This window comes from Bradyrhizobium sp., from assembly GCF_049512235.1.
Taxonomy (GTDB): domain Bacteria; phylum Pseudomonadota; class Alphaproteobacteria; order Rhizobiales; family Xanthobacteraceae; genus Bradyrhizobium.
This window is the reverse complement of sequence record NZ_JBEKXH010000067.1, coordinates 1-20,238: the sequence shown is the minus strand read 5'-3', so window position 1 is coordinate 20,238 and position 20,238 is coordinate 1. Positions and strand designations below refer to the sequence as shown.

Sequence of the window (20,238 nt, the reverse complement as noted above, 5' to 3'; positions counted from 1 at the left end):
CGTCGAGCGGGCCGCCGCGGTTGATGATCGCCTCGATCACAGCGTTGCATTCGGCAAGGCCGATCTGAAAGGCGAGCTGGAACGCGCGGCCTGGCCCATCCACCAATTCCGAGATCAGCAATTGCCGGCGATGGCGATCGAACCGGCGCAGGGTCTCGCGCATGACATCGACCGGCATGATGCGGGTGACGACCGAATGTTTTTCGCGCAAGCGCGTGGCCAGCGCGGCGAACACCTGCTCGGCCGGCACGCTCAATTCATCGCGCAGATTTTCCGCCGCCTGTTCGAGTTCGGGGAAATAATTGCGGTTGGCCTCGATCAGGTCGCGGACCCGCTCGATCGGATTGGCCTCGAAGCGGGTGCCCTCGTCGCGGTCGGCCATTTGGGCGGCGACCAGGGTCTCGCCGCGGCGGGCTTCGGTATAGGCGGCGTACAGCCGCTGCAACGAATGCGTCACGCCGGGGCACAGTTCGGCGAGATCGCGCAGTTCCTGTTTCGGCAGGTCGATCTGCCGGAACAGGGGATCGGAGAAGATCTCGTTCAACTCGGCGAAGAAGCGGTCCTCGTCGGCGGTGGCGAGATCACGCAGGTCGAGGTCATAGGTCTCCGCCAGCCGGAGCAGGATCTGCGCCGTCACCGGCCGCTGGTTGCGCTCGATCAGGTTGATATAGCTCGGGGAAATGCCGAGGCCCTCGGCGATCTGGGTCTGCGACAGGCCCAGTTGCTGGCGGATCCGCCGGAACCGGGGTCCGACAAACAGCTTCTTTCCGGAATCGCCGGCCATGGCAGCCTCGCTGACCTATTTATGACAAAAATAACAATATGACATCTGTGACATGTTTTGTTGTTACATGACATCATCATTGAACACAAGCCATCTGTACGGATTAAGAAGTTTGGCGTTTAGCTCTCGCCTCGTTTCGCAATGCACTGTCACGAATGTCGATAGGAGATAAGATGATGGCGAAGACCTTTGAACAGCTGGTTCCCGCGCCCGCAGGGCGTTTCGATGGCATCAGCCGTCCCTATGGCCCGGCGGAGGTCGAAAAGCTGCGCGGCTCGCTGCCGATTGCTTATACGCTCGCCGAGAAGGGCGCCAATCGCCTGTGGAACTCGCTGAAGAGCGAGCCCTATGTCAACTCGCTGGGCGCAGTCACCGGCAACCAGGCGATGCAGCAGGCGCGCGCCGGCCTGCCCGCGATCTATCTGTCGGGCTGGCAGGTCGCCGCCGACGCCAATACCGCGGGCGCGATGTATCCGGACCAGAGCCTCTATCCGGCCAATGCCGGTCCGGAACTGTGCCGCCGCATCAACCGCACCTTCCAGCGCGCCGACCAGATCGAGCACTCCGAAGGCGGCGCCAAGATCGACTGGTTCGTGCCGATCGTGGCCGACGCGGAAGCCGGGTTCGGCGGCCCGTTGAACTCGTTCGAGATCATGAAAGCCTATATCGAGGCGGGCGCGGCCGGCGTTCACTTCGAGGACCAGCTGGCATCGGAGAAGAAGTGCGGCCACATGGGCGGCAAGGTCTTGATCCCGACGGCTGCGCACGAGCGCAACCTGATCGCAGCAAGGCTCGCCGCCGACGTCTGCGGCACGCCCACCTTCGTGCTGGCCCGGACCGACGCGGAAAGCGCAAGACTGATCACCGCCGATGTCGACGAGCGCGATCGCGAGTTCATCACCGGCGAGCGCACCGCGGAGGGATTCTTCCGCCTCAAGCCCGGTACCGGATTGGCTCACTGCATCAAGCGCGGCATCGCGTTCGCGAAATATGCCGATCTGTTGTGGTGGGAAACCTCGACCCCGAACCTGGAAGAGGCCCGGGAATTCGCCGAAGCCGTGCACAGAGTCTACCCCGGCAAGATGCTGGCCTATAACTGCTCGCCATCGTTCAACTGGGAGGCCAACATCGACAAGGCGACGATCGCAAAATTCCAGCGCGAAATCGGCGCGATGGGGTATAAGTTCCAGTTCGTGACGCTGGCGGGCTTCCACTCGCTCAACCACGGCATGTTCGAGCTGGCGCGTGGCTACAAGGCCGAGGGCATGGCGGCTTACTCTCGCCTGCAGCAGGCCGAGTTCGCCTCGGAGAAGCACGGCTATTCGGCGACGCGCCACCAGCGCGAGGTCGGTACCGGTTACTTCGATCTGGTGTCGAGCACCATCACCGGTGGTACCTCATCGACCACGGCGCTTCACGACTCGACCGAAGCCGCGCAGTTCAAGCCGCACGGTGCGGAAATCAAGGTTCAGGCGGCTGAATAACAGGAGGCAAATATGGAGCAAGGCGGCAGCAATTTCTGGGTGATCGGCGGCGAGTTCGGTTCGATGAACTTCCACAAGCTGGTGGAAGGCTCGGCGCAGGTCAAAGGCCCCTTCAAAACCCGCAAGGAGGCCGAGGACTGCTGGCGTGAGGTGTCGGAGGAGAACCGGCATCGCGGCAGCGTACGCTTTTCGATCGTGGAAGAACCCAACCGTGCGGCCTGATCGGCCGCCGGAAACCATAGGGCCAGAAACGAACAGGAAACGTCCAGGAAAAAAAGCGGCCTCATCCTTCCGGGTGGGGCCGCCCCGAGTCGACCGTATGTTAATGGGACAAGTCTTTGAGAATAAACAGCCTTTGCGGGAAACCCGGTTACTGATAGGTTAAGCCGGTTCCGATCCACCAAAACAGGGCTGTTCGGGGATGTCAGAGGCGCAAAATACCGGAAGCAATGCCGCCAGCGAACCGCGCCCGATGCGGTTGCGCGATGCCCTGCGGCAGGCGCGGATCGAGGCTGCCGACCGTACCGGGGTCGTGGTCGACTTGCGTGATGCCGAAGTCGCCCGGCTCGAAATTCTCAGCGAGGCGCTCGATCCCTTGTTTGCGCAGATTCCGGAACAGGTCGAACTGTTCGATCGCGGCATCAGCCAGGGCGATACGCCGCGGCTGTGGATCGACGTCGTCGCCCATGTGCTGATGGGGCGCGACAAGCGCATCTATCGTTTTGTCCAGGACAGCCGCTTTGGCCGCATCGTGATTGCCGAATCCCACGACGTCGCCGTCATGGCCAGCGCCGTCACCGAATATGTCGCGCGCCGCATGATCGAGCGCGAACGCGCGCTTGTCGTCGCGCCGGCGCCGGTGCCGGTTGTCGCCGACAAGCCGCCGCGCGGCGGCTTCTGGATCTTCTCGCTTGGCGTCGTTGTCGGCGCGGTCGCGCTGTTCGCCCTGGCGCTGTTCGCGAGTTTGCGCGGCTTGTAAGCGCCACCGCCCTGTTATCCGCCACGCAACTGCTACCGCGCATCCTGATGGTCGGCGGGGGCGCCACGAATCAAGGCGGCGACGCTCGCCGACGACCGATGCCATTCGTCGGCAGCGAGCTTCCCGGAGACCACGATCAGCGTCGCGGCCAGCAACAGCCGAAGCGCCATTTCGGGCACCCGGGTCGCGCCGTAACTGCCGATGACAATGCCGGGCAGCGAGCCGATCAGCAGCACGCCCATCAGGTGCCAATCGACCGTACCCATCGCCCAATGCCCGAGCCCGGCAATCAGCGTCAGCGGCACCGCATGGGCAATGTCGGAGCCGACGATGCGCGCCATTGGCAATCCCGGATAAAGCAGCAACAGCGCGGTCACGCCCACCGCGCCGGCTCCGACCGATGAAATCGAGACCAGCACGCCCAAGGCTACGCCCACCAACACGGTCGCGCGCGCAATCGTGGCGGCGTCGAGCCGCTCCAGGCGAGAGCGAAAGGATTCCAGCAGCGCCTTGCGGAAGATCAGCGAACCTGCCGTCAACAAGAGCGCAAGGCAGAGCACCAGGTTGACCAGGCTGCGTGCCGTCGTGTTGTCGAGATCGAGCTGCCACAAGACAAGCAGCGTCAGCACGCTGGCGGGAATGCTGCCGCTGGCGAGCCGGATCACCGCCGGCCAGTGGATGCTCCGCGCCAGGCCGTGCACAAAGCTGCCACCGGCTTTGGTGGCGGCGGCATAGAGAAGATCGGTTCCGACCGCGGTCGCCGGGTGAATGCCAAACAACAGGATCAGCAACGGCGTCATCAGCGAGCCGCCGCCGACACCGGTCATGCCGACCAGCAGGCCGACGCCGAAGCCCGAAGCGATATAAATGGGATCAATCAAGGATATGTACCGCGCATCAGCGTCCGCGCGCGATCTGGCCGCCAGGATATGAGCCGTCGTTGGTCATCGCATGAGTTCCATCGTTAACCTTTTGAGGCGGACAGCTGTCCGGCCGTTGACTCTGACAAGTAGGATCACCCTGCAGACCACGGCAATAGCACGGATAGAAAAAGAATGTTCCTAACGCCAATCCGAATTACGTGGTGATTTTTCCCAACGCGCTGCCCCGTTTAGCACCACAATACCGCCAACTTTCCGGCCCATCTAAAGCAATCGCATGGTCTGCAATTGCTGGACCCGAGAGCTGTCATCGATTCCCCGGACGGTCTGCGTGCACCGCCACGCCGCGCCCTCGCCTTCGACTTCAAACATATTGTAGGCAGCCGCGGGATAGCGGCCGTGGGCCAGCGCGGACGCCGAAGGCACGCCGATCGCCGGTATGGCACCTTTGGGTCCATCGATCCATATCGTGGAGTGAACGTGATCATGTCCGTGCAGGATCAGCTCCACGCCGTATTGTCTGAGCAAGGCGAGCAGTTCGAAAGAATCGGTAAGCCGCTTGACGCGCGAATTCGAACGCAGCGGATGATGTATCAGCAGAACACGAAATGCCGGTTCGCCGGCGAGTGCCGCAAGGACCCGATCGAGCGCCTCCAGCTGGCTGGGCCCGAGCCTTCCCGTCGCCATCAGCGGTGGCGTCGGGACCGCTGACGATACGCCGATCAGCACCAGCGGGCCGCGCCGGCGCACCAACGGAAACAGGCTGCCGCCACTGCGCGCCACATCGCTGCTGAGATAATTTCCGAAGGCTTCGGCAAAACGATGCCGCGTGACGCGAACATAGGTATCATGATTGCCCGGAATCACCGTCACGCGATCCGCTGCGCCGACGCTCTCCAGCCAGGCCCGCGCCGGAGCAAACTCGGCTTCGAGCGCAAGGTTGACAAGATCGCCGGTTATCGCGATGTGATCCGGCGCCTGCGCCTGGATGTCCGCCACCAGTTGATCGAGTACGCTGCGCCGATGGAACTTGTGCCGATTGCGTGTCCAGTTCATGTAGCCGAACGCGCGTTTGCCGGCGAGGTCGAAAAGCCGCGGCGCCGGCAGGGGCGGAAGATGCGGATCGGACAGGTGCGCCAGCGTGAATGCCGCCATCACAGGCATCCAGACCGGCTGCCTGCGCGGAGAAGCCGATGCATGATCATCCCGTGAGAGCCCTTTGGTTCATGAATGTAATGTCAAGCTGGTTGCGTCAGCGCAAGGATGAAAGACGATGTTTGTGCTTACGAGATCTGGGCGGCGATGAACCTGCAGTCCCAGCGCAAGAGATTTGAGCCGCTGCTGCGGCGGGTTTTTCATCTTTATTGGCGGCTCGCCCGCGGCATGACGCTTGGAGTCCGCGCCGTCGTGGTGGATGGCGACAACAGGGTGTTTCTGGTCAAGCACAGCTATGTCGCCGGCTGGCACTTGCCAGGCGGCGGCGTCGAAGTCGGCGAAACCTTGCCCGATGCGCTGCGGCGCGAGCTTGAGGAGGAGGGACGGATTGAACCGATCGGCGAGCCGGCGCTGCATGGCCTGTTCTTCAACAGCCATGTTTCGCGCCGAGACCATGTTGCTGTCTATCTGATCAGGCATTTCCGGCAGGATCGCCTGCCCGAGCCAAATCGCGAGATCGTCGCCTGTGGCTTTTTTGACGTCGCGGCGCTGCCGGCAGACACGACCAGGGGTACCCGCCTGCGGATCGCCGAGGTGCTGCAAGGCCAGGCGCCGATCGCGACCTGGCGCTAGCCGCGGCCAGCGCTATTGCTGTGCGCCGCCGATTGCGCTTCGATGCCGTGAATGACCAATCCGATAGCTGGCAATCCTGCAACCGTGCCAGGCGCCGGGAAAAGACGATGCAACATTTGAAGATGGCCTGCGGTTTGCTGTGCTTTCTGGTGCTGGCCAGCAATGTATGGTCGATGTCGCGCTGGAACGAGGCCCGCGGAGTTTACGACGACGTCTGCTATTTGCGGCAGGCTCATCTGTTCCAGAGATTTGGACTGGACGGCCTGGACACCGATATTTCCCGGGACGACGACCACTATCTGTCGTCAAAATTGCAGGAAATCGGCTTTCCGGCCGCCAGTCAACCAACCAGCGCTCCCTGTCACACCATGATGACGGCGAGCAAAAAAATGGTCCTGCAATATCCGCCCGGGACGGGCTTTGTGCTGGCGATGTTTCCGCAGGGGTTTCAGGTGATCCCGCTCTATGTTCTGGCGACCCTCATCGTTTTCGGCTTCAGCATGCTCGCACTTTATTATGCGCGCTCGACGTCCTCGGTTGTTCTGACCGCATTTTTCGGCTGCCTCGCCATCTACCTGATGATCAACCCGGCAAAGGCGAGCTATTCGATGGCGCCGACGATGGTGGTCTGTGCGCTCGGAGGCTTTCTCACGGCCCGGCTGTCCCTGGCAGAGCCGCGTCGGCGTCGCCTTGTTCTGGCCGCAGCAGTCGGTTTCCTGATCGGTCTGGCCGTGAATTTCAGATTGCCTAATCTGTTGCTCGCGTCCGGATATTTCCTGTTTTTCCTGATCTCATTTTTATGGTCTGGGAAGGCCGAGACAGTTCGGCAAGGCGTGCTGTGCGGCGCAGGGTTTTTCGCCGGGATGGCGCCGACGCTGCTCGCCAACGCGATCAATGCGGGCAGTGCTTTGTCGACGACTTACGGAGGTGTGGACGCAACGCCTCCAGATTTCAGCTTCAGCATCGTCCGCAGTTACCTTGCCGACATGCAATTCGTCCTGCTCGTGCTTGCTTGTGCGTGGACCATCATGATGCTGCGTGGGTCGCGGGGGACCGGCGCGGCACGAACGGCCATGATCACGGCTGGAAATCTGGCGGCGAACCTGGCCTTCTTCATGAGCCACCCCATCTTTACGCCCTATTACACCGTACCTGTCGCGATGCTGTCGTTGTGGAGCCTGCTGTTTGGCTCGCTTTTGGCTGTACCGGGACATGGACCGCGCCTCTGCCAGATGCTATCCCGCGCATCAGCATGAGCGACCTTTCTCTCACCATACTGCCCGAGAGCGCCAGTGACGCGCAGGCGATCGAACGGCTGCTTGAGCGCACGTTCGGTCCCGGCCGCTTTGTCCTCAGTGCCTATCGGCTTCGCGAGCACGTCGATCACCTGCTCGAGTTGTCGTTCACGGCCTGGATCGGGACGCTGCTGGTCGGCTCGGTGCGCCAGTTGCCGGTTTGCATCGGGGATACCAAGGCTCTGCTGTTGGGGCCGCTGACGGTCGAGCCGCCGTTTCGCGGCCGCGGCATCGGGCGCGCGTTGCTGGATCGCGCGCTGGCCGATGCGAAAGCCGGTGGCCATCGCCTCGTGCTGCTGGTGGGCGACCAAGCCTATTACAGCCGTGTCGGCTTCAAGGCCGTGCCGAAGGGGCGCGTAACCATGCCGGGACCGGTGGATTACGAGCGGCTGCTGGTGGCCGAACTCGTCGATGACGCGTTTTCAGATGTTGGCGGCGCCGTTCGCCCGGATTGGAGCATGGCGCGATAGCGCGTGCATCGAGACATCCGAGTTCGGAAAAGATCATGCTCCGTGAAGGTAATGCGGGGTTCCGCGTTCCAACCTTGCGCACCTCATATTTTCTTCGAGATGCCAAGGAAGAAACCGCGGCGCGGACCGAACTGCGGCGCAAACACGCCGATGCCGCTTCCGCTCCGGATCTCATAGACCTCGTCGAACAGGTTGACGACATCGAACCGAACCGTCATCGGCTTGGGATCGTTCGGCAGCAGGAATTCGCGCTTGATGCCGACATTCACCTGTGTATAGGCCGGCACCGTGCTGATATTGGCGTCGCCGTTGCGCAGGCCGCTGCCGTAGATCATGTCGGCGCTGAGCGTGGTCCCGCACCACGACAACCCGTCGCCAAAGGTTTCCGCTGAGGTCGCCGGCCGGCCGCAGAACTGATAGACGGCGCCCGCCGAGGCGGTGACGAACTGGTTGTGATCGGTGTAGACAAAGTGCGTCTGGAGGTACTGAAACAGGGTCAAGCCGCCGAGGTCGGCGAGCGGTGTGGTGTTGTCGAACAAGTACTGGTTTGACACCGGGTCGATCGCCCGCTGCTGGGCCACTGCGACGTTGGCATAGGCCTGGAAGTTGCCGCTGTTGTACTTGGCATGGAATTCGACGCCTTCATTGTATCCGCGCGCATAGTTGAACGCGCTCAATACCAGCGCCTGGCCGAAAGTCCCATTGTCGATGAGGTCCTGCGCGATTTTGTAATAGGCATCGACGCCGACTTCCAGGCTGGAGCAGTCTTTGCCTCCCGGCGAGGTGCATCCGAATGGAATTTTCTGGTCGACGCCGGCATCGAAGTAATGCGAGCGCTCCGGCAACACCGGGTCGTTGGCCTGCCCGGCCGGCGGCGCGCCGGTGGTGTTGGCGAACAGGCCGATATTGGCCGGGGCCGCCTCCACCAGCACCGGCGGCGTGAAGTAGCGCGCATAACCGGCGTGGAATGTGGTGTTCTCGAACGGTTTATAGGTGGCACTCAACCGCGGGCTGAGCTGGTTGGCGCTGACAAATTGATACATCTGGTCGAAGCGTAAACCGGCGTTGATGGTCAGCTGGTTGGTCAGCTTCCACTCGTCCTGGGCATAGACCCCCATCAGCACGCCGAGCTTCGAGACGTTGTCGGTGATCGTCTCGGGCGAACCGTTGTCGGTGCCGTCGCAGATCATGCAGGGCTCGACCAGCGATGAATTGCCGACGAAAGCCTGCTCGCCGCTGACCGTGAAACCGGTGCGCAGCGTATGGGTCGAATTGACCTGATAGGAAGCGTCGCCCTGGATGCCATTGGTGTAGGAGTTGCGCGTGATGCTCGAGGCGATGCCGTTGATCAGGAGATCGCCGACCGGGTCCGGATAGAACTTCAGATTGTTGTAACGGGTGAAATAGGACAATTGGGTGTCGAGGCCGTTGGCCGATGTCTGCGCCGACAGCACGCCAAAGTGTGTGACCTCGCTTTGGTTTTCATTGAGCAGGGCTGAATTGAAACTGGTGACGCCGAATGCGCTGGTGACCGGCGGGTTTCCCAATATCCCGACCGGCTGACCGGGATTATTCGGAATCTCGAAGTTGTTGACCGAGGTGCCCGCGATCAGGCTGACCCTGGTGGTCGGATCAACGAACGCCGACATATAGGCAAAACCCTTCTCCTGTTGGGAGAAATCATGGATGGCGTTATATGCGGGCGTCGGATTTTCGATTCCGACACTGGTCTGCAGATAGCGGCCGGTGAAGAGGTACTGGACGCCGGGAAAGCAATCCGCGTTCGAAGCCGCCGGCACAGCCTTGACATAAGCTGGCGTGGTAGCGGTCGTGGGGCAATTGCCGCCGAACGTGCCGCCATATTCGAAGCTCGGGGCAATCGTTCCATGACTCCCGCCATACATGCTGACGCTGCCGCTGTTGTTGAAGATGTCGCTGCGCGTCGTGATGTCGACGAGACCGACGGTGCGCAGCCCGAATTCGGCCGGCAGGGCGCCGGTGACGAGTGCAATGCTGCCGATCAGGCTGGTGTCCAAAACGCTGCCGAAACCGGTGACGCCGTCAGGCAGCATCACCCCGTTGATGCGGAATTGGACGTTGGCGTGATCGTTGCGGACATGCAGCGAGCCGCTGGCGGCGGAATCCTGTGAGACTCCGGGGGCCTGGAGCAGCACTTTTTCGACAGGCTGTTCGGCGCCTTGCGGCAGATTCTGGATCGTGTCGTGGCTGATCGTGTCGGAGGTCGTGCCGATGGTGGTATAGAGATTGCCGCGCGACTGATCAAAGACGCTGCCTCTTGCGGCAAGCTGCGCGGCTGGCGACGTCGATGTCGGCGGCGCTGCGGGCGCGGACGCCGCGCGCTGGGGTGCCGCGTGCGGCTTCGGCTTCTGCTTGGGCGTCCCCGCTACCTGCTTGGGCGCCACGACTTCGATCTGCGGCAGCACGGTAACGCCAGTTCCGCCCGGCGCCGAGGTCTGCGACAGTGCCGGGCTGCTGCTGCAGAGCATAAGGGAGGCCGCGCCGCAGGCGGCCAGCACCGGCTTTTCGAACACTGACATGGTCCCGATCCCGATATGGCCGGCATCCAATTCGCTGACGCCAGCGATAAGACGAGGCGTTTGCCGTCGATGTACGACGGACCGATTTCGATCCATCCCGTGGGGAAAGGCCACGCACGACGCGGCGTCCCCGCGAGCAACGATCAATCCATCGAGGTCAGGAAACGGGGGGAGCGCGGGGTTGGAAAGCAACCCCGGCGGAGTTCAGATGCACGAACTCGGCGTCGGTGGCGAGGTACAGGAATTCGATCGCCTGCGGCAGCAACAGCAGCGGTGGCGTCGCCAACAGCACCGAGTTCGCCAACGCGATCACGGCGCAGATCGCGCAGGTGTCGTTCGGCTGCTGGTCGGAATCGTGATGGGACGCGGGCTGTTGCTGCTGAACCGACGAAATCGCAGGCGCGGCCTGCGCCACCGCGCCATGGAAATGACCGAACGAAAGCGCAAACTGGATTACGAGCGCCACCAGCGCTGTTCGCGTGCCATGCCTGACGTTCGATCGGAACCACTTCATGCGGCTATGCGCCTTGCACCGAAGGCCAAGTCATCGAGTCGGTCAAGTCATCCCGGTTGCTCCGACGTGATGATACAGCATCGCAAGCACCGGCGGAGGGTGTCAACCGCAGTCCATCCGCGCGCTATGGAATTCGTAACCTCTGTGTGATTCGTGCAACGCCGGGCGAGGGGGAGCCGCGTTCAGCGCCCCTCGCGCAACCAGGTGGCGGCGAAGGCGCCGAGCAGCAGCAGCAGGCCGATCAGGCCGGCAAACACCGGCAGCACGCCGACGCCCTTGACGACACTGGCATCGCGCATCTTGACACCCATCCAGCCATCGCCACGGAACACGCTCGAGGCACGAACCGGCACGATGCGCGGAAGCTCGATGCCGGAGCCTTCCACCAGGCGCCTTGTGTCGCCGCCGGTCGCCTGCGTCAGGGGTTTAAGCATCTCGGTCGTCGAGGTAACTTCCGAAAATTCCTTCGGATTGGTCGGACCGACATTGATCAGCGCCTTGAGCGTGCCATCGGTGGCCTGCCACAGACCCAGTTCGTTCGCAGCAATGGTGGCACGCCATGTTCCCGGTTCGCTTTCGCTCAATGTCAGTTCACGGGCAGCGCCTGAGGGCGAAGTCACGGTCACCGGCGCGACGCTGTCCGCCATGGTCTGGCGCAGCACCACCAGATCGTGGCCCTCGACCTGCAGGCGCAACGCCTCCTCGTCGAGGTCGGGCTGCTTCATCAGCCAATGCGACATGCGCCGCAGCAGATCGAGATGCGGACCGCCGCCCTCATAGCCGCGCGCCCACAGCCAGATATGGTCCGATAACAGCAAGGCGACGCGGCCTTCGCCGAATCGCGACAGCAGCAGCAACGGTTTTCCGTCGGCGCCGGTCATGACCGGAGGGCTGGTCGCGTTGCGGGTATCGACGGTGCGGAAGAACCGGCTCCAGTGCGGCGGCTCGAAATCTGAACCTTCCAGCCCGCGCGTCACCGGATGGCGTTTGCCGGCATCGCTCAAGTGGGCATAATACGGCTTCTCGGTGACGCCTACGGGTTCCGCCGGCAGCACCGAATCCAGCGGCGTGCGCCAGATGGTGGTGGTCGACGCGTAGTCGGGACCAGCCGACACCAGTACCGCGCCGCCGCCGCGGACGTAGCGCGCGATATTGTCGAAATAGGCGATCGGCAGCACGCCCTGGCGCGCGTAGCGATCGAAGATGATCAACTGGAATTCGTTGATCTTCTGCTGAAACAGTTCGCGGGTCGGAAACGCGATCAGCGACAATTCGTTGATCGGCGTGGCATCCTGCTTTTCGGGCGGACGCAAAATCGTGAAATGCACGAGATCGACGCTGGGATCCGATTTCAAGAGGTTGCGCCAGGTGCGTTCGCCGGAATGCGGCTCGCCCGAGACCAGCAGCACCCGCAGCTTGTCGCGCACCCCGTCGATTGCAACGACCGCGCGGTTATTGACCGGCGTCAGCTCGTTTTCGAGCGGAGAAGCCTCGATCTCGACGATGTTCGGTCCGGCGTGCTTGATGTCGATGTCGACATTGACGGTCTGGCCGCTCAGGACCGTGCGTTCGCTGATCAACTCACCGTCGCGGCGCACCGCGACCTTTGCGCGCTCGCCGCTGACGCCCTGATCGTCGAGCCGGTAGGTGATGGTCTGGGTCTGTCCGACGATGCCGAACCGCGGCGCGGCGGTAATCGCAATGCGGCGGTCGCGCTCATCCTTGCGTCCGGTGATCAGTGCATGCACCGGGCCCTGAAATCCAAGAGCTGCCGCGTTCGCGGGGATGTCGTGCACCCGTCCGTCGGTGATCAGGAAGGCACCGGCGACGCGATCGACGGGAACGTCCGACAGCACCGCCGAAAGCGCGCCGAACAGTTTGGTGCCATCGGTTTCGCCGTCGGCCTGGCCGGCTTCGACCACCCGTACCTCCAGCCCCTTGAGCTTCTTGAGGCTGTCGACCAGGGCTTCCCGGGCCTGCGCCGTTTCGCGGTTGCGTTCGCCGAAATTCTGGCTCGGGCTCTTGTCGATCACGACCACCGCAACCGACGACAGCGGCTCGCGCTCTTCACGGGTAAATGACGGGTTGGCCAGCGCCAGCAGGATCAGCGCCAGCGCAGCCACACGCACCGCCGCGCCGCGGGCTCTGCCGAGCAGCAACAGTCCGGCGATGACAACGATGGCGGCAACCGCGAGCCAGAGCACCAGTGCCGGGACCAGCGGCGTAAACGCGATTCCGTAGTTCATGGCATGCACCTGTCGCGATGCCCGGGCATGACGGCGTGGCTGTGGGCGTCGCTTATGATCATGAGGCGCATTCTACTGCCCGAGCCGTTCGATCAGCGCCGGCGCGTGCACCTGGTCGGCCTTGTAGTTTCCGGTCAGCGTATACATCACGATATTGACTCCGGCGCGGAAGGCGAATTCGCGCTGCCGGGGTTCGCCCGGCGTCAGCGGCAGCATCGGCTGGCCGTCCGGGCGTATCGCCCAGGCGCCGGCCAGATCGTTGGACGTGATGATGATCGGCGACACGCCGTCGCCGCCGCGGGCCGGCCGCGACGCGGTCTCGTCGTCGTCATCGCGCGGCAAGGTTTCGACCCAGGTCTGGCCAGTGATAAACCGGCCGGGAAAATCGCGCAGCAGATAGAACGTCTTGGTCAACACGTGTTCGCGCGGCACCGGTTCGAGCTCGGGCACGTCAAGCGAGGACAGGATGTCGCGCAAGGCCATCATGCCCGGGGTCTGCGAGGCGCCGCCTTCGCCCGGCGGCGCCTCGATGGCATCGCGGGTATCGAACAGCACGGTGCCACCCTGTTTCATGTAGGCGTCGATGCGGTTGATGGCATCTTGCGGCGGCTTGGCCGCTCCGGGCACGACCGGCCAGTAGATCAGCGGGAAGAATGCCAGCTCGTCATGGGCCGGATCGACGCCGATGGGGTCGCCGGCTTCCAGCGCCGTGCGCTGCGCCAGGAACAGGGTCAGTCCGGCCAGGCCGGCCTTGACGATGGAATCGACATCGGCATTGCCGGTGACGACGTAGGCCAGCCGGGTTTGCGAGGTCGCCTTGATGGCGAAATCGTCGTTGTCCTCGGCGCGGGCCGGCGCCGGCGCGGCCGACATCGCCGCCAGGAGTAGCGCCAACGCCAATGCGGCGGGGGCGGCGCGCCGCCGCAGCAATGCCGCGATGCCGGCACCGAGCAGGGCGACGATGACAGCGTCGATCAGGAACAAGACCAAGGATGACGACAACAGGATTCCGCGCAGATCGCGCGGCTCGGCGTTGGAGTAGCTGGCGTGCCGCGCGTGCAGCGCGGAGGCGTCGAGCGGGGCGATGCGATCGACCGCTGCCAGCGTGTTCACCGCGAGCGGACCGTCGGCCGGGCCATAGAATCCCGGCGGATGATCGGCGTTGGCGCGATCCCGGAAGTCCGATGGCAGCGGTTTGGCCGTCGGGGGCGGCGGCCCGAACGCCCCGAAACCGTCCAGCGTGCGCTGCGGCGCCACCGTTTCGGCCTTGGTTTGGCCGGCGGCTCCCGCGCCCGGCGCCGACGTGTAGCCGGACATGTCGACGATCCGCCGCAGCATCTCGACGAAGGTTCCCGACATCGGCAGATCGGACCAGCGCATATCGGCACTGACGTGAAACAGGCTGACCACCCCCTTGCCGCGGCGTTCGCCCGTCACCAGCGGCGTTCCATCTTCCAGCGAGGCCCAGCTTTTTGTCGCCAGCACCGCGTCCGGTTCGGCCAGCACCTGCCGGTTCACGGTAACGTCGTTGGGCGTGGCAAGACCCGCGAATGGTCCGTCGGCCGCGAAGGAGGCCAGGTGCTGCGGCTTCTCCCAGGTGAGGCTGCCGCCAAGGCTGCGGCCGCCGCGGCGCAGCTTCACCGGCACCAGGTCGTCATCCGCCTGCGCCAGGCGCGGTCCGGCAAAACGTACCAGCACGCCGCCTTGCTCGATCCAGGCCGTGAGGCGCTCGCGAATCTCGGGCGACAGAGTGCCGACATCCGCAAGCACCATCATCGGCAGCTTCTGGTCAAGAAATTGGCTGATGGCCTGCTGCGGCGCGATGCCGCGATCGCCGAGCCGCACATCGGCGAACGGCGCCAGCGCGCGGGTGAGATAGAAGGTCGGGGCCAGCAACGGTTGCGCCGTCTCGCTCGTCGATCCGCTGACGACGCCGATGGCGCGCCGGCGCCACCGCTTGTCGAGCAGTTGCACCGCGCCTGCGGATCGTTCGCCGGATATCTCGAGCCGGGCGATGTCGTTGCGCAACTCGACCGGAAGATCGAACGTGGCCTCGGTCTCGCGCCCCTCGGGTCCAAAGGCGAAGCCGGCTTCCCCGATCGGCGAGCCCTTGGCGTCGATCGCCCGCACGGTGCCTGCCGCAACGCCACCATCGGCGCGCAGCACCTTCACGGTCATCTTCGCCGCGGCATTTTCGGCCGCGACCAGGGCCAGTGCCGGAGCGCCGCCTTCAAAAATCGTCAAATTGCGGTCCCCGATCGTTTTGGTCAGGCCCTCGAGAAACTCGTCTCCGCGACCGGTATCGACGCCGTCGGACAGCCACGCGATCTCGCAGTCGCCGGTGGCTTTCAGGAAACGCTCGATCGCGGGGAGGGTTTCGGCCCGCTCGATCGAATAGGGTTTGGGTCCGAGCTGGCGCAACGCCACCCGTGCGGTACCGCCCGGCATCAGCGTGACGTCACGCGTGGGCTCCGACAGTGGCACCAGTGCCACGCCGCGCCGGGCGCTGTCGGCATTTGCGATCAGTTCGTCGGCGGCCTTGATCCTGAGCTCCCAACTCGCCGCCGCGCTCCAGCCGTCGTCGAGCAGGATCACCAGCGGCGCATTGGAGCCGGCAAGACCGGTCGACGGATTCCAGATCGGTCCCGCGGCTGCAAAGATGACCAGCGCTGCGGCCAACAGGCGCAAGAGCGTCAGCCACCACGGAGTACGCGATGGTGTTTCTTCCTTCGGCGCGATGTCGAACAACAGCCGGGTCGGCGGAAACTCGATGCGCCGGGGTCGCGGCGGCATCACCCGCAACAGCCACCACAGCACCGGCAGGCTCAACAGACCCAGCAGCAAAGCCGGTTCGGTAAAACTGAGGGGCAGCCCCGCGATCATGCGCTTCGTCCCGCTTTGACGGTCGCGGTACGCGCGCTGCCCTTGTTCACCATCATGCCGCCGTGCAGGAACAGCAGCAGTTCGGCGGCCGAGCGGCTCGTGGTGTGGGTCGAGAACAGCCAGCCGAGATGGTTGGTCTCGGCGCGAATCTGGTCGCGATGCAGCGCCACGCGTGCCACGTAATCACCAGTCCATTTCTCGGCGCGGCCCGCGGTGATGACGCTGCCGCCTTCGGGCTCGACGAACTCGATACGGCCGGAATAGGGGAAGCTCTCTTCGGCCGGGTCGACGATCTGGACCAGCGTGCCGTGGGCGCCCGACGCCGACAGCCCGGCAAGCATGCATCTGATGTCAGCGATCGGCGCCCAGAAATCCGACAACACCACGATTTCGGCCAGCGCCGACGGCACGAATGACGGCGGCAGGCTCGCCCGGTCGGCATCGTCGTGCAGCATGGCCTGCGCCATCTTGTCGATCACGCTGCGGCTCGCGGTCGGGTTCATCAGGCCCGGGATGCCGACGCGTTCGCCGCCGCCGACCAGAAGTTCGGCGAGCGCGAAGGTCACGATCAGGCCGCGCTCCAGCTTGCTGTCGCGCGCCTTTTGGGACGCAAACGCCATCGATGGCGAGCGGTCCGGCCACAGCCAAACCGTATGGGCCGCCTCCCATTCCTGCTCGCGGACATAAAGATGATCGTCGCGCGCCGAGCGCCGCCAGTCGACGCTCTGCGACGGCTCGCCCGAAACGAAGCGGCGGTACTGCCAGAAGCTTTCGCCCGCGCCGGCGCGCCGCCGTCCATGCAAGCCATGAATCACGTTGGCGGCGATGCGGCGAGCCTCAAGCACGAGACGGGGCAGCGTGGCGGCGAGCGTTCGGCTCTCGCCATCGGCACGTCGGATTGCAGTGATCTCCCCACGCGTGTGCCTGGTCTCCGCAGCCATCAACCGATCCGCGTCTTCAATTGCCGGATCACGTCGGGGATGGTGCGGCCTTCGGCACGGGCGGAAAATGTCAGCGCCATGCGGTGCTTCAGGACCGGCTCGGCCAGGTCGAGCACGTCGTCGATCGAGGGCGCCAAACGACCATCGAGCAGCGCGCGGGCGCGGACCGCGAGCATCAACGACTGGCTGGCGCGGGGGCCCGGTCCCCAGGCGATCAGCTTGCCGGCTTCGCCGCCCTCGGGGCCGGGACGCGCCGAACGCACCAGCGTGAGGATCGCCTCGACAACCGAGTCGCCGACCGGCAGGCGCCGCACCAGCCGTTGCGCCGTGACCAGCAAGTCCGCGTTCATGGCCGCCTTGGCCAGCGTCGTTTCCGCGCCGGTGGTTTCGAACAGGATGCGCCGCTCGGCGTCGCGATCCGGATAGTCGACGTCGATCTCCATCAGGAAGCGGTCGAGCTGCGCCTCCGGCAGCGGGTAGGTGCCTTCCTGCTCCAGCGGATTCTGGGTCGCGAGCACGTGAAATGGTTTTGGCAGATCGTGGCGCGCGCCTGCAACCGTGATATGTTGTTCCTGCATGGCCTGTAGCAGCGCCGATTGGGTGCGCGGGCTGGCGCGATTGATTTCGTCGGCCATCAAGAGCTGCGCGAACACCGGTCCGGAGATGAAGCGGAACGACCGCTTGCCGGAACTGCTCTCGTCCAGCACCTCGGCGCCGAGAATATCCGATGGCATCAGGTCCGGTGTGAACTGGATGCGCTTGGCATCGAGCCCGAGCGTAATGCCCAGGGTTTCCACGAGCTTGGTCTTGGCGAGGCCGGGCACGCCGATCAGCAGCGCATGTCCCCCGGACAGAATCGTCACCAGGGTATTCTCGACCACCCGGTCCTGACCGAAGATGACGGTGGCGATCGCATCCTTTGCGGCGCGGATTTGGCCGGCGACCTGTTCGGCCGAGCGGACGATGACGTCCTCGAGTTTTTCGACACTGTCTGCGCCAGCCATTTATTTATCTCTCCTTGGTCCGATGCCTTGAGTCGGTCGCACGCCTTGTCAGTCCGAAGCCTTCAGTCCCAATCCTCTTTAGTTCCAAGCCTTGTTTAGTTCCAAGCCTTGTTTAGCTCCAAGCCTTCTTAGTCCCAAGCCCGAGGTCCCACGGACCTGCGCGTTGCCCAGAACGTCGCCGATTGCGCCGTCCTGCCGTGACCGCCATGCTAGGCTTATGCGAAGGTCATGTATTTGTTGAATTAAACTATCCCCACTCTATCGGCGTTTCGGCGTATTAACGGCATCACGATGTGGCGACCAATCCAGTATTTTGCGGGCGGAACTCGAACAGGACACATCGGCGAGACACCGATCGCAAGGCTTGCACCAATCGTGCCAGATCGAGGCCGTCAGACTCAGGGCAAACAATGGCGAAGCAAGGGCAACCACCCAATCAAGGCCTCGAAGGACTGACGTCTGCAGTCAGGAACGCGGCCAGCGCCGACGAAAAGGGGCTGCCACCGGTACATTTGTGGAATCCGCCCTTCTGCGGCGATCTCGACATGCGAATCGCCAGTGATGGTACTTGGTTCTACATGGGGACGCCAATCGGACGGCCCGCTCTGGTTCGCCTGTTCTCGACTATCCTCAAGCGCGAGGGTGACAAGCACTTTCTCGTGACTCCGGTGGAGAAGGTCGGCATCCGCGTCGACGATGCGCCGTTTCTCGCCGTCGAGATGCGCAAGGATGGTGACAGCCGAGGGCAGTTGCTGCGCTTCCGGACCAATGTCGACGACTGGGTGGCTTGCGATTCCTCTCACCGGTTGCGCTTCGAGCTGGCGGCTGATGCCGGCCTTGTGCCCTATCTCCACGTCCGCGCCGACCTCTGGGCCAAAGTGACCCGCGCGCTCTATTACGATCTGGTTGACATCGGCGAGGAGCGAGTGGTCGATGGACGGGCGATGTTCGGCGTCGTATCGGCAGGCGATTTTTTTGCGATGGCGGATGCGGAGCAGGTGAGGGGCGCGCTTTGAACGAGCCGATGCTGAGGACGGAACCCGCTGCGATCAGTCCGGCCGAGTTTTTCGAGCGCAGCCGCGCGCGGCTGCGCTTCGATGTTCCGCCGGGCCTGGTCGATCCCGACATCATTCCGTCGAGCGGCGATTACGGGACCGATCGCATGCTGCAGATCATCTCCCGCGAACAGCCGATCCGCCCTGCGGCGGTATTGATCCCGGTGGTGGACCATCCGCAACCGACCGTGCTGCTGACGCTGCGCGCCGCGCACCTCAACGATCACGCCGGCCAGATTTCCTTTCCCGGCGGCAAGATCGATGCGACCGATGCCTCGCCGCTCGATGCTGCCTTGCGCGAAGCCTGGGAAGAGGTCGGCCTGACGCGCGACTTCATCGATCCGATCGGCTATCTCGATCTCTACGGAACCAGCTTCGGCTTTCGCATCCTGCCCACGGTGGCGCGGGTCAAGCCGGGCTTCAAACTGCGCATCAGCGCCGCCGAAGTCGACGACGCGTTCGAGGTCCCGCTGGCGTTCCTGATGAACCCGGCCAACCACCAGGTGCACGCTAAGGAATTCCGCGGCATGGAGCGTTCCTATTACGCTATGCCGTTTGGCGAACGTTACATCTGGGGCGCGACCGCGGGGATTCTGCGGGTGCTGTACCAGCGGATCTATCTGTCATGATTCGTCCGGCGTTTACCGAAGTCGGAATTTTCCTGATCCCGTTCGCGGTCTATGCGCTGTTTCTGTTAGCCACCCGTTCCGGATTGCTGCTGCAGTCGTCGTGGCCGCTCCGTGTCGTCGGCCAACTGGTGATTGGTTCGCTACTTCTGGTCGTGATCGGTTTCGTCCTGCTGGCTCAGTTTTCCGGTGGCTCCCCCAACTCGACCTACATTCCAGCCCATATCGAGAATGGCAGGCTGGTTCCCGGAGTTGAGAAATGAGCGGCGCGCGGGTGCTGGATGATGCGCCGTGGCTCACACCCGGTCCGGCGGCCCGCGTGCTCGAATTGCTTGATAGCAATGGCGAGGAAGCGCGCGTGGTCGGCGGTGCGGTGCGCAATCAATTGTTGAAGATTCCGATCGACGATATCGATATCGCGACCACCGCAGTTCCCACCGAGGTGATCCGCCGCGCCAAGGCGGCCGGCGTCAAGAGCGTGCCGACCGGTATCGATCACGGCACCGTCACGCTGGTTGTCGATGGCCAGCCCTTTGAGGTCACGACATTGCGCGAGGATACCGAGACCTTCGGCCGCAAGGCCAAGGTTGCGTTCGGCCGCGACTGGGAGCGCGATGCGCAGCGGCGCGATTTCACCATCAACGGCCTGTCCTCGGACGCGACCGGCGCGGTGTACGATTACGTCGGCGGGCTCGATGACATTGCGGCCAGGCGGGTGCGCTTCATCGGC

Annotated in this window: 19 protein-coding genes; 10 read left to right on the top strand and 9 right to left on the bottom strand. The window is 63.7% G+C overall.

Annotated features, from left to right (window positions below; translation table 11 throughout):
* Positions 1–784: helix-turn-helix domain-containing protein (locus ABSG20_RS09050; RefSeq protein ID WP_423864157.1), on the bottom strand; the 784-nt coding region annotated here is incomplete at its 3' end.
* Between the two features lie 176 nt (positions 785–960).
* Between ABSG20_RS09050 and aceA the strand changes: the two genes are divergently transcribed.
* From aceA to ABSG20_RS09035, 3 genes are all read left to right on the top strand, one after another.
* Positions 961–2,268 carry an isocitrate lyase gene (aceA, locus tag ABSG20_RS09045; RefSeq protein WP_423864156.1) on the top strand — a complete coding sequence of 436 codons (1,308 nt, stop codon included), beginning with the start codon at positions 961–963 and terminating at the stop codon, positions 2,266–2,268.
* Between the two features lie 12 nt (positions 2,269–2,280).
* Complete coding sequence (locus tag ABSG20_RS09040) at positions 2,281–2,490, top strand: DUF4170 domain-containing protein (protein WP_423864155.1); 210 nt, start codon at positions 2,281–2,283, stop codon at positions 2,488–2,490.
* Positions 2,491–2,689: 199 nt separating this feature from the next.
* On the top strand, positions 2,690–3,247 hold the full coding sequence (locus ABSG20_RS09035; RefSeq protein WP_423864154.1) for a hypothetical protein: 558 nt from the start codon (positions 2,690–2,692) through the stop codon (positions 3,245–3,247).
* Positions 3,248–3,279: 32 nt separating this feature from the next.
* Here the strand turns inward: ABSG20_RS09035 and ABSG20_RS09030 are convergent, their stop codons facing one another.
* Together ABSG20_RS09030 and ABSG20_RS09025 are read right to left on the bottom strand one after the other, a co-directional pair.
* On the bottom strand, positions 3,280–4,128 hold the full coding sequence (locus tag ABSG20_RS09030; RefSeq protein ID WP_423864153.1) for a sulfite exporter TauE/SafE family protein: 849 nt from the start codon (positions 4,126–4,128) through the stop codon (positions 3,280–3,282).
* A 264-nt stretch (positions 4,129–4,392) separates the two neighbouring features.
* Positions 4,393–5,283, bottom strand: a complete 891-nt coding sequence (locus ABSG20_RS09025) for a metallophosphoesterase family protein (protein ID WP_423864152.1) — start codon at positions 5,281–5,283, stop codon at positions 4,393–4,395.
* A gap of 147 nt (positions 5,284–5,430) precedes the next feature.
* Between ABSG20_RS09025 and ABSG20_RS09020 the strand changes: the two genes are divergently transcribed.
* The 3 genes from ABSG20_RS09020 to ABSG20_RS09010 all read left to right on the top strand — a co-directional run bounded on the left by ABSG20_RS09020 (position 5,431) and on the right by ABSG20_RS09010 (position 7,681).
* The gene (locus tag ABSG20_RS09020; RefSeq protein WP_423864159.1) at positions 5,431–5,916 is read left to right on the top strand and encodes an NUDIX domain-containing protein; all 486 of its coding nucleotides are present in this window, start codon (positions 5,431–5,433) and stop codon (positions 5,914–5,916) included.
* A gap of 149 nt (positions 5,917–6,065) precedes the next feature.
* Positions 6,066–7,172 carry a hypothetical protein gene (locus ABSG20_RS09015; RefSeq protein WP_423864151.1) on the top strand — a complete coding sequence of 369 codons (1,107 nt, stop codon included), beginning with the start codon at positions 6,066–6,068 and terminating at the stop codon, positions 7,170–7,172.
* Positions 7,169–7,681: a GNAT family N-acetyltransferase gene (locus ABSG20_RS09010; RefSeq protein ID WP_423864150.1), complete on the top strand. Its 513-nt coding sequence runs from the start codon at positions 7,169–7,171 to the stop codon at positions 7,679–7,681. The genes ABSG20_RS09015 and ABSG20_RS09010 overlap by 4 nt, the downstream gene beginning before the upstream one ends.
* An 83-nt stretch (positions 7,682–7,764) precedes the next feature.
* Here the strand turns inward: ABSG20_RS09010 and ABSG20_RS09005 are convergent, their stop codons facing one another.
* The 6 genes from ABSG20_RS09005 to ABSG20_RS08980 all read right to left on the bottom strand — a co-directional run bounded on the left by ABSG20_RS09005 (position 7,765) and on the right by ABSG20_RS08980 (position 17,827).
* The gene (locus ABSG20_RS09005; protein WP_423864149.1) at positions 7,765–10,239 is read right to left on the bottom strand and encodes a TonB-dependent receptor; all 2,475 of its coding nucleotides are present in this window, start codon (positions 10,237–10,239) and stop codon (positions 7,765–7,767) included.
* A 157-nt stretch (positions 10,240–10,396) separates the two neighbouring features.
* Positions 10,397–10,753, bottom strand: a complete 357-nt coding sequence (locus ABSG20_RS09000) for a DUF2946 family protein (RefSeq protein ID WP_423864148.1) — start codon at positions 10,751–10,753, stop codon at positions 10,397–10,399.
* Positions 10,754–10,935: 182 nt separating this feature from the next.
* The gene (locus ABSG20_RS08995) at positions 10,936–12,999 is read right to left on the bottom strand and encodes a hypothetical protein (RefSeq protein ID WP_423864147.1); all 2,064 of its coding nucleotides are present in this window, start codon (positions 12,997–12,999) and stop codon (positions 10,936–10,938) included.
* Between the two features lie 72 nt (positions 13,000–13,071).
* Complete coding sequence (locus tag ABSG20_RS08990; protein WP_423864158.1) at positions 13,072–15,879, bottom strand: DUF4159 domain-containing protein; 2,808 nt, start codon at positions 15,877–15,879, stop codon at positions 13,072–13,074.
* Complete coding sequence (locus ABSG20_RS08985) at positions 15,879–16,823, bottom strand: DUF58 domain-containing protein (protein ID WP_423864146.1); 945 nt, start codon at positions 16,821–16,823, stop codon at positions 15,879–15,881. Before ABSG20_RS08985 ends, ABSG20_RS08990 begins: the two co-directional genes overlap by 1 nt.
* Positions 16,823–17,827: an AAA family ATPase gene (locus ABSG20_RS08980; RefSeq protein ID WP_423864145.1), complete on the bottom strand. Its 1,005-nt coding sequence runs from the start codon at positions 17,825–17,827 to the stop codon at positions 16,823–16,825. The genes ABSG20_RS08985 and ABSG20_RS08980 overlap by 1 nt, the downstream gene beginning before the upstream one ends.
* Before the next feature lie 410 nt (positions 17,828–18,237).
* Between ABSG20_RS08980 and ABSG20_RS08975 the strand changes: the two genes are divergently transcribed.
* The 4 genes from ABSG20_RS08975 to ABSG20_RS08960 all read left to right on the top strand — a co-directional run.
* Positions 18,238–18,843 (top strand): DUF1285 domain-containing protein, encoded by a 606-nt coding sequence (locus ABSG20_RS08975; RefSeq protein WP_423864144.1) that lies wholly within the window; start codon positions 18,238–18,240, stop codon positions 18,841–18,843.
* 8 nt (positions 18,844–18,851) lie between these two features.
* Entirely contained in the window at positions 18,852–19,511 is a 660-nt protein-coding gene (locus ABSG20_RS08970) for a CoA pyrophosphatase (RefSeq protein ID WP_423864143.1), read from the top strand.
* A complete protein-coding gene (locus ABSG20_RS08965; protein ID WP_423864142.1) occupies positions 19,508–19,771 on the top strand; it encodes a DUF6111 family protein in 264 nt (87 codons plus the stop codon). The genes ABSG20_RS08970 and ABSG20_RS08965 overlap by 4 nt, the downstream gene beginning before the upstream one ends.
* A partial coding sequence (locus ABSG20_RS08960; RefSeq protein WP_490338317.1) for a tRNA nucleotidyltransferase/poly(A) polymerase family protein occupies positions 19,768–20,238 on the top strand: 471 nt, incomplete at its 3' end. The genes ABSG20_RS08965 and ABSG20_RS08960, both read left to right, overlap by 4 nt.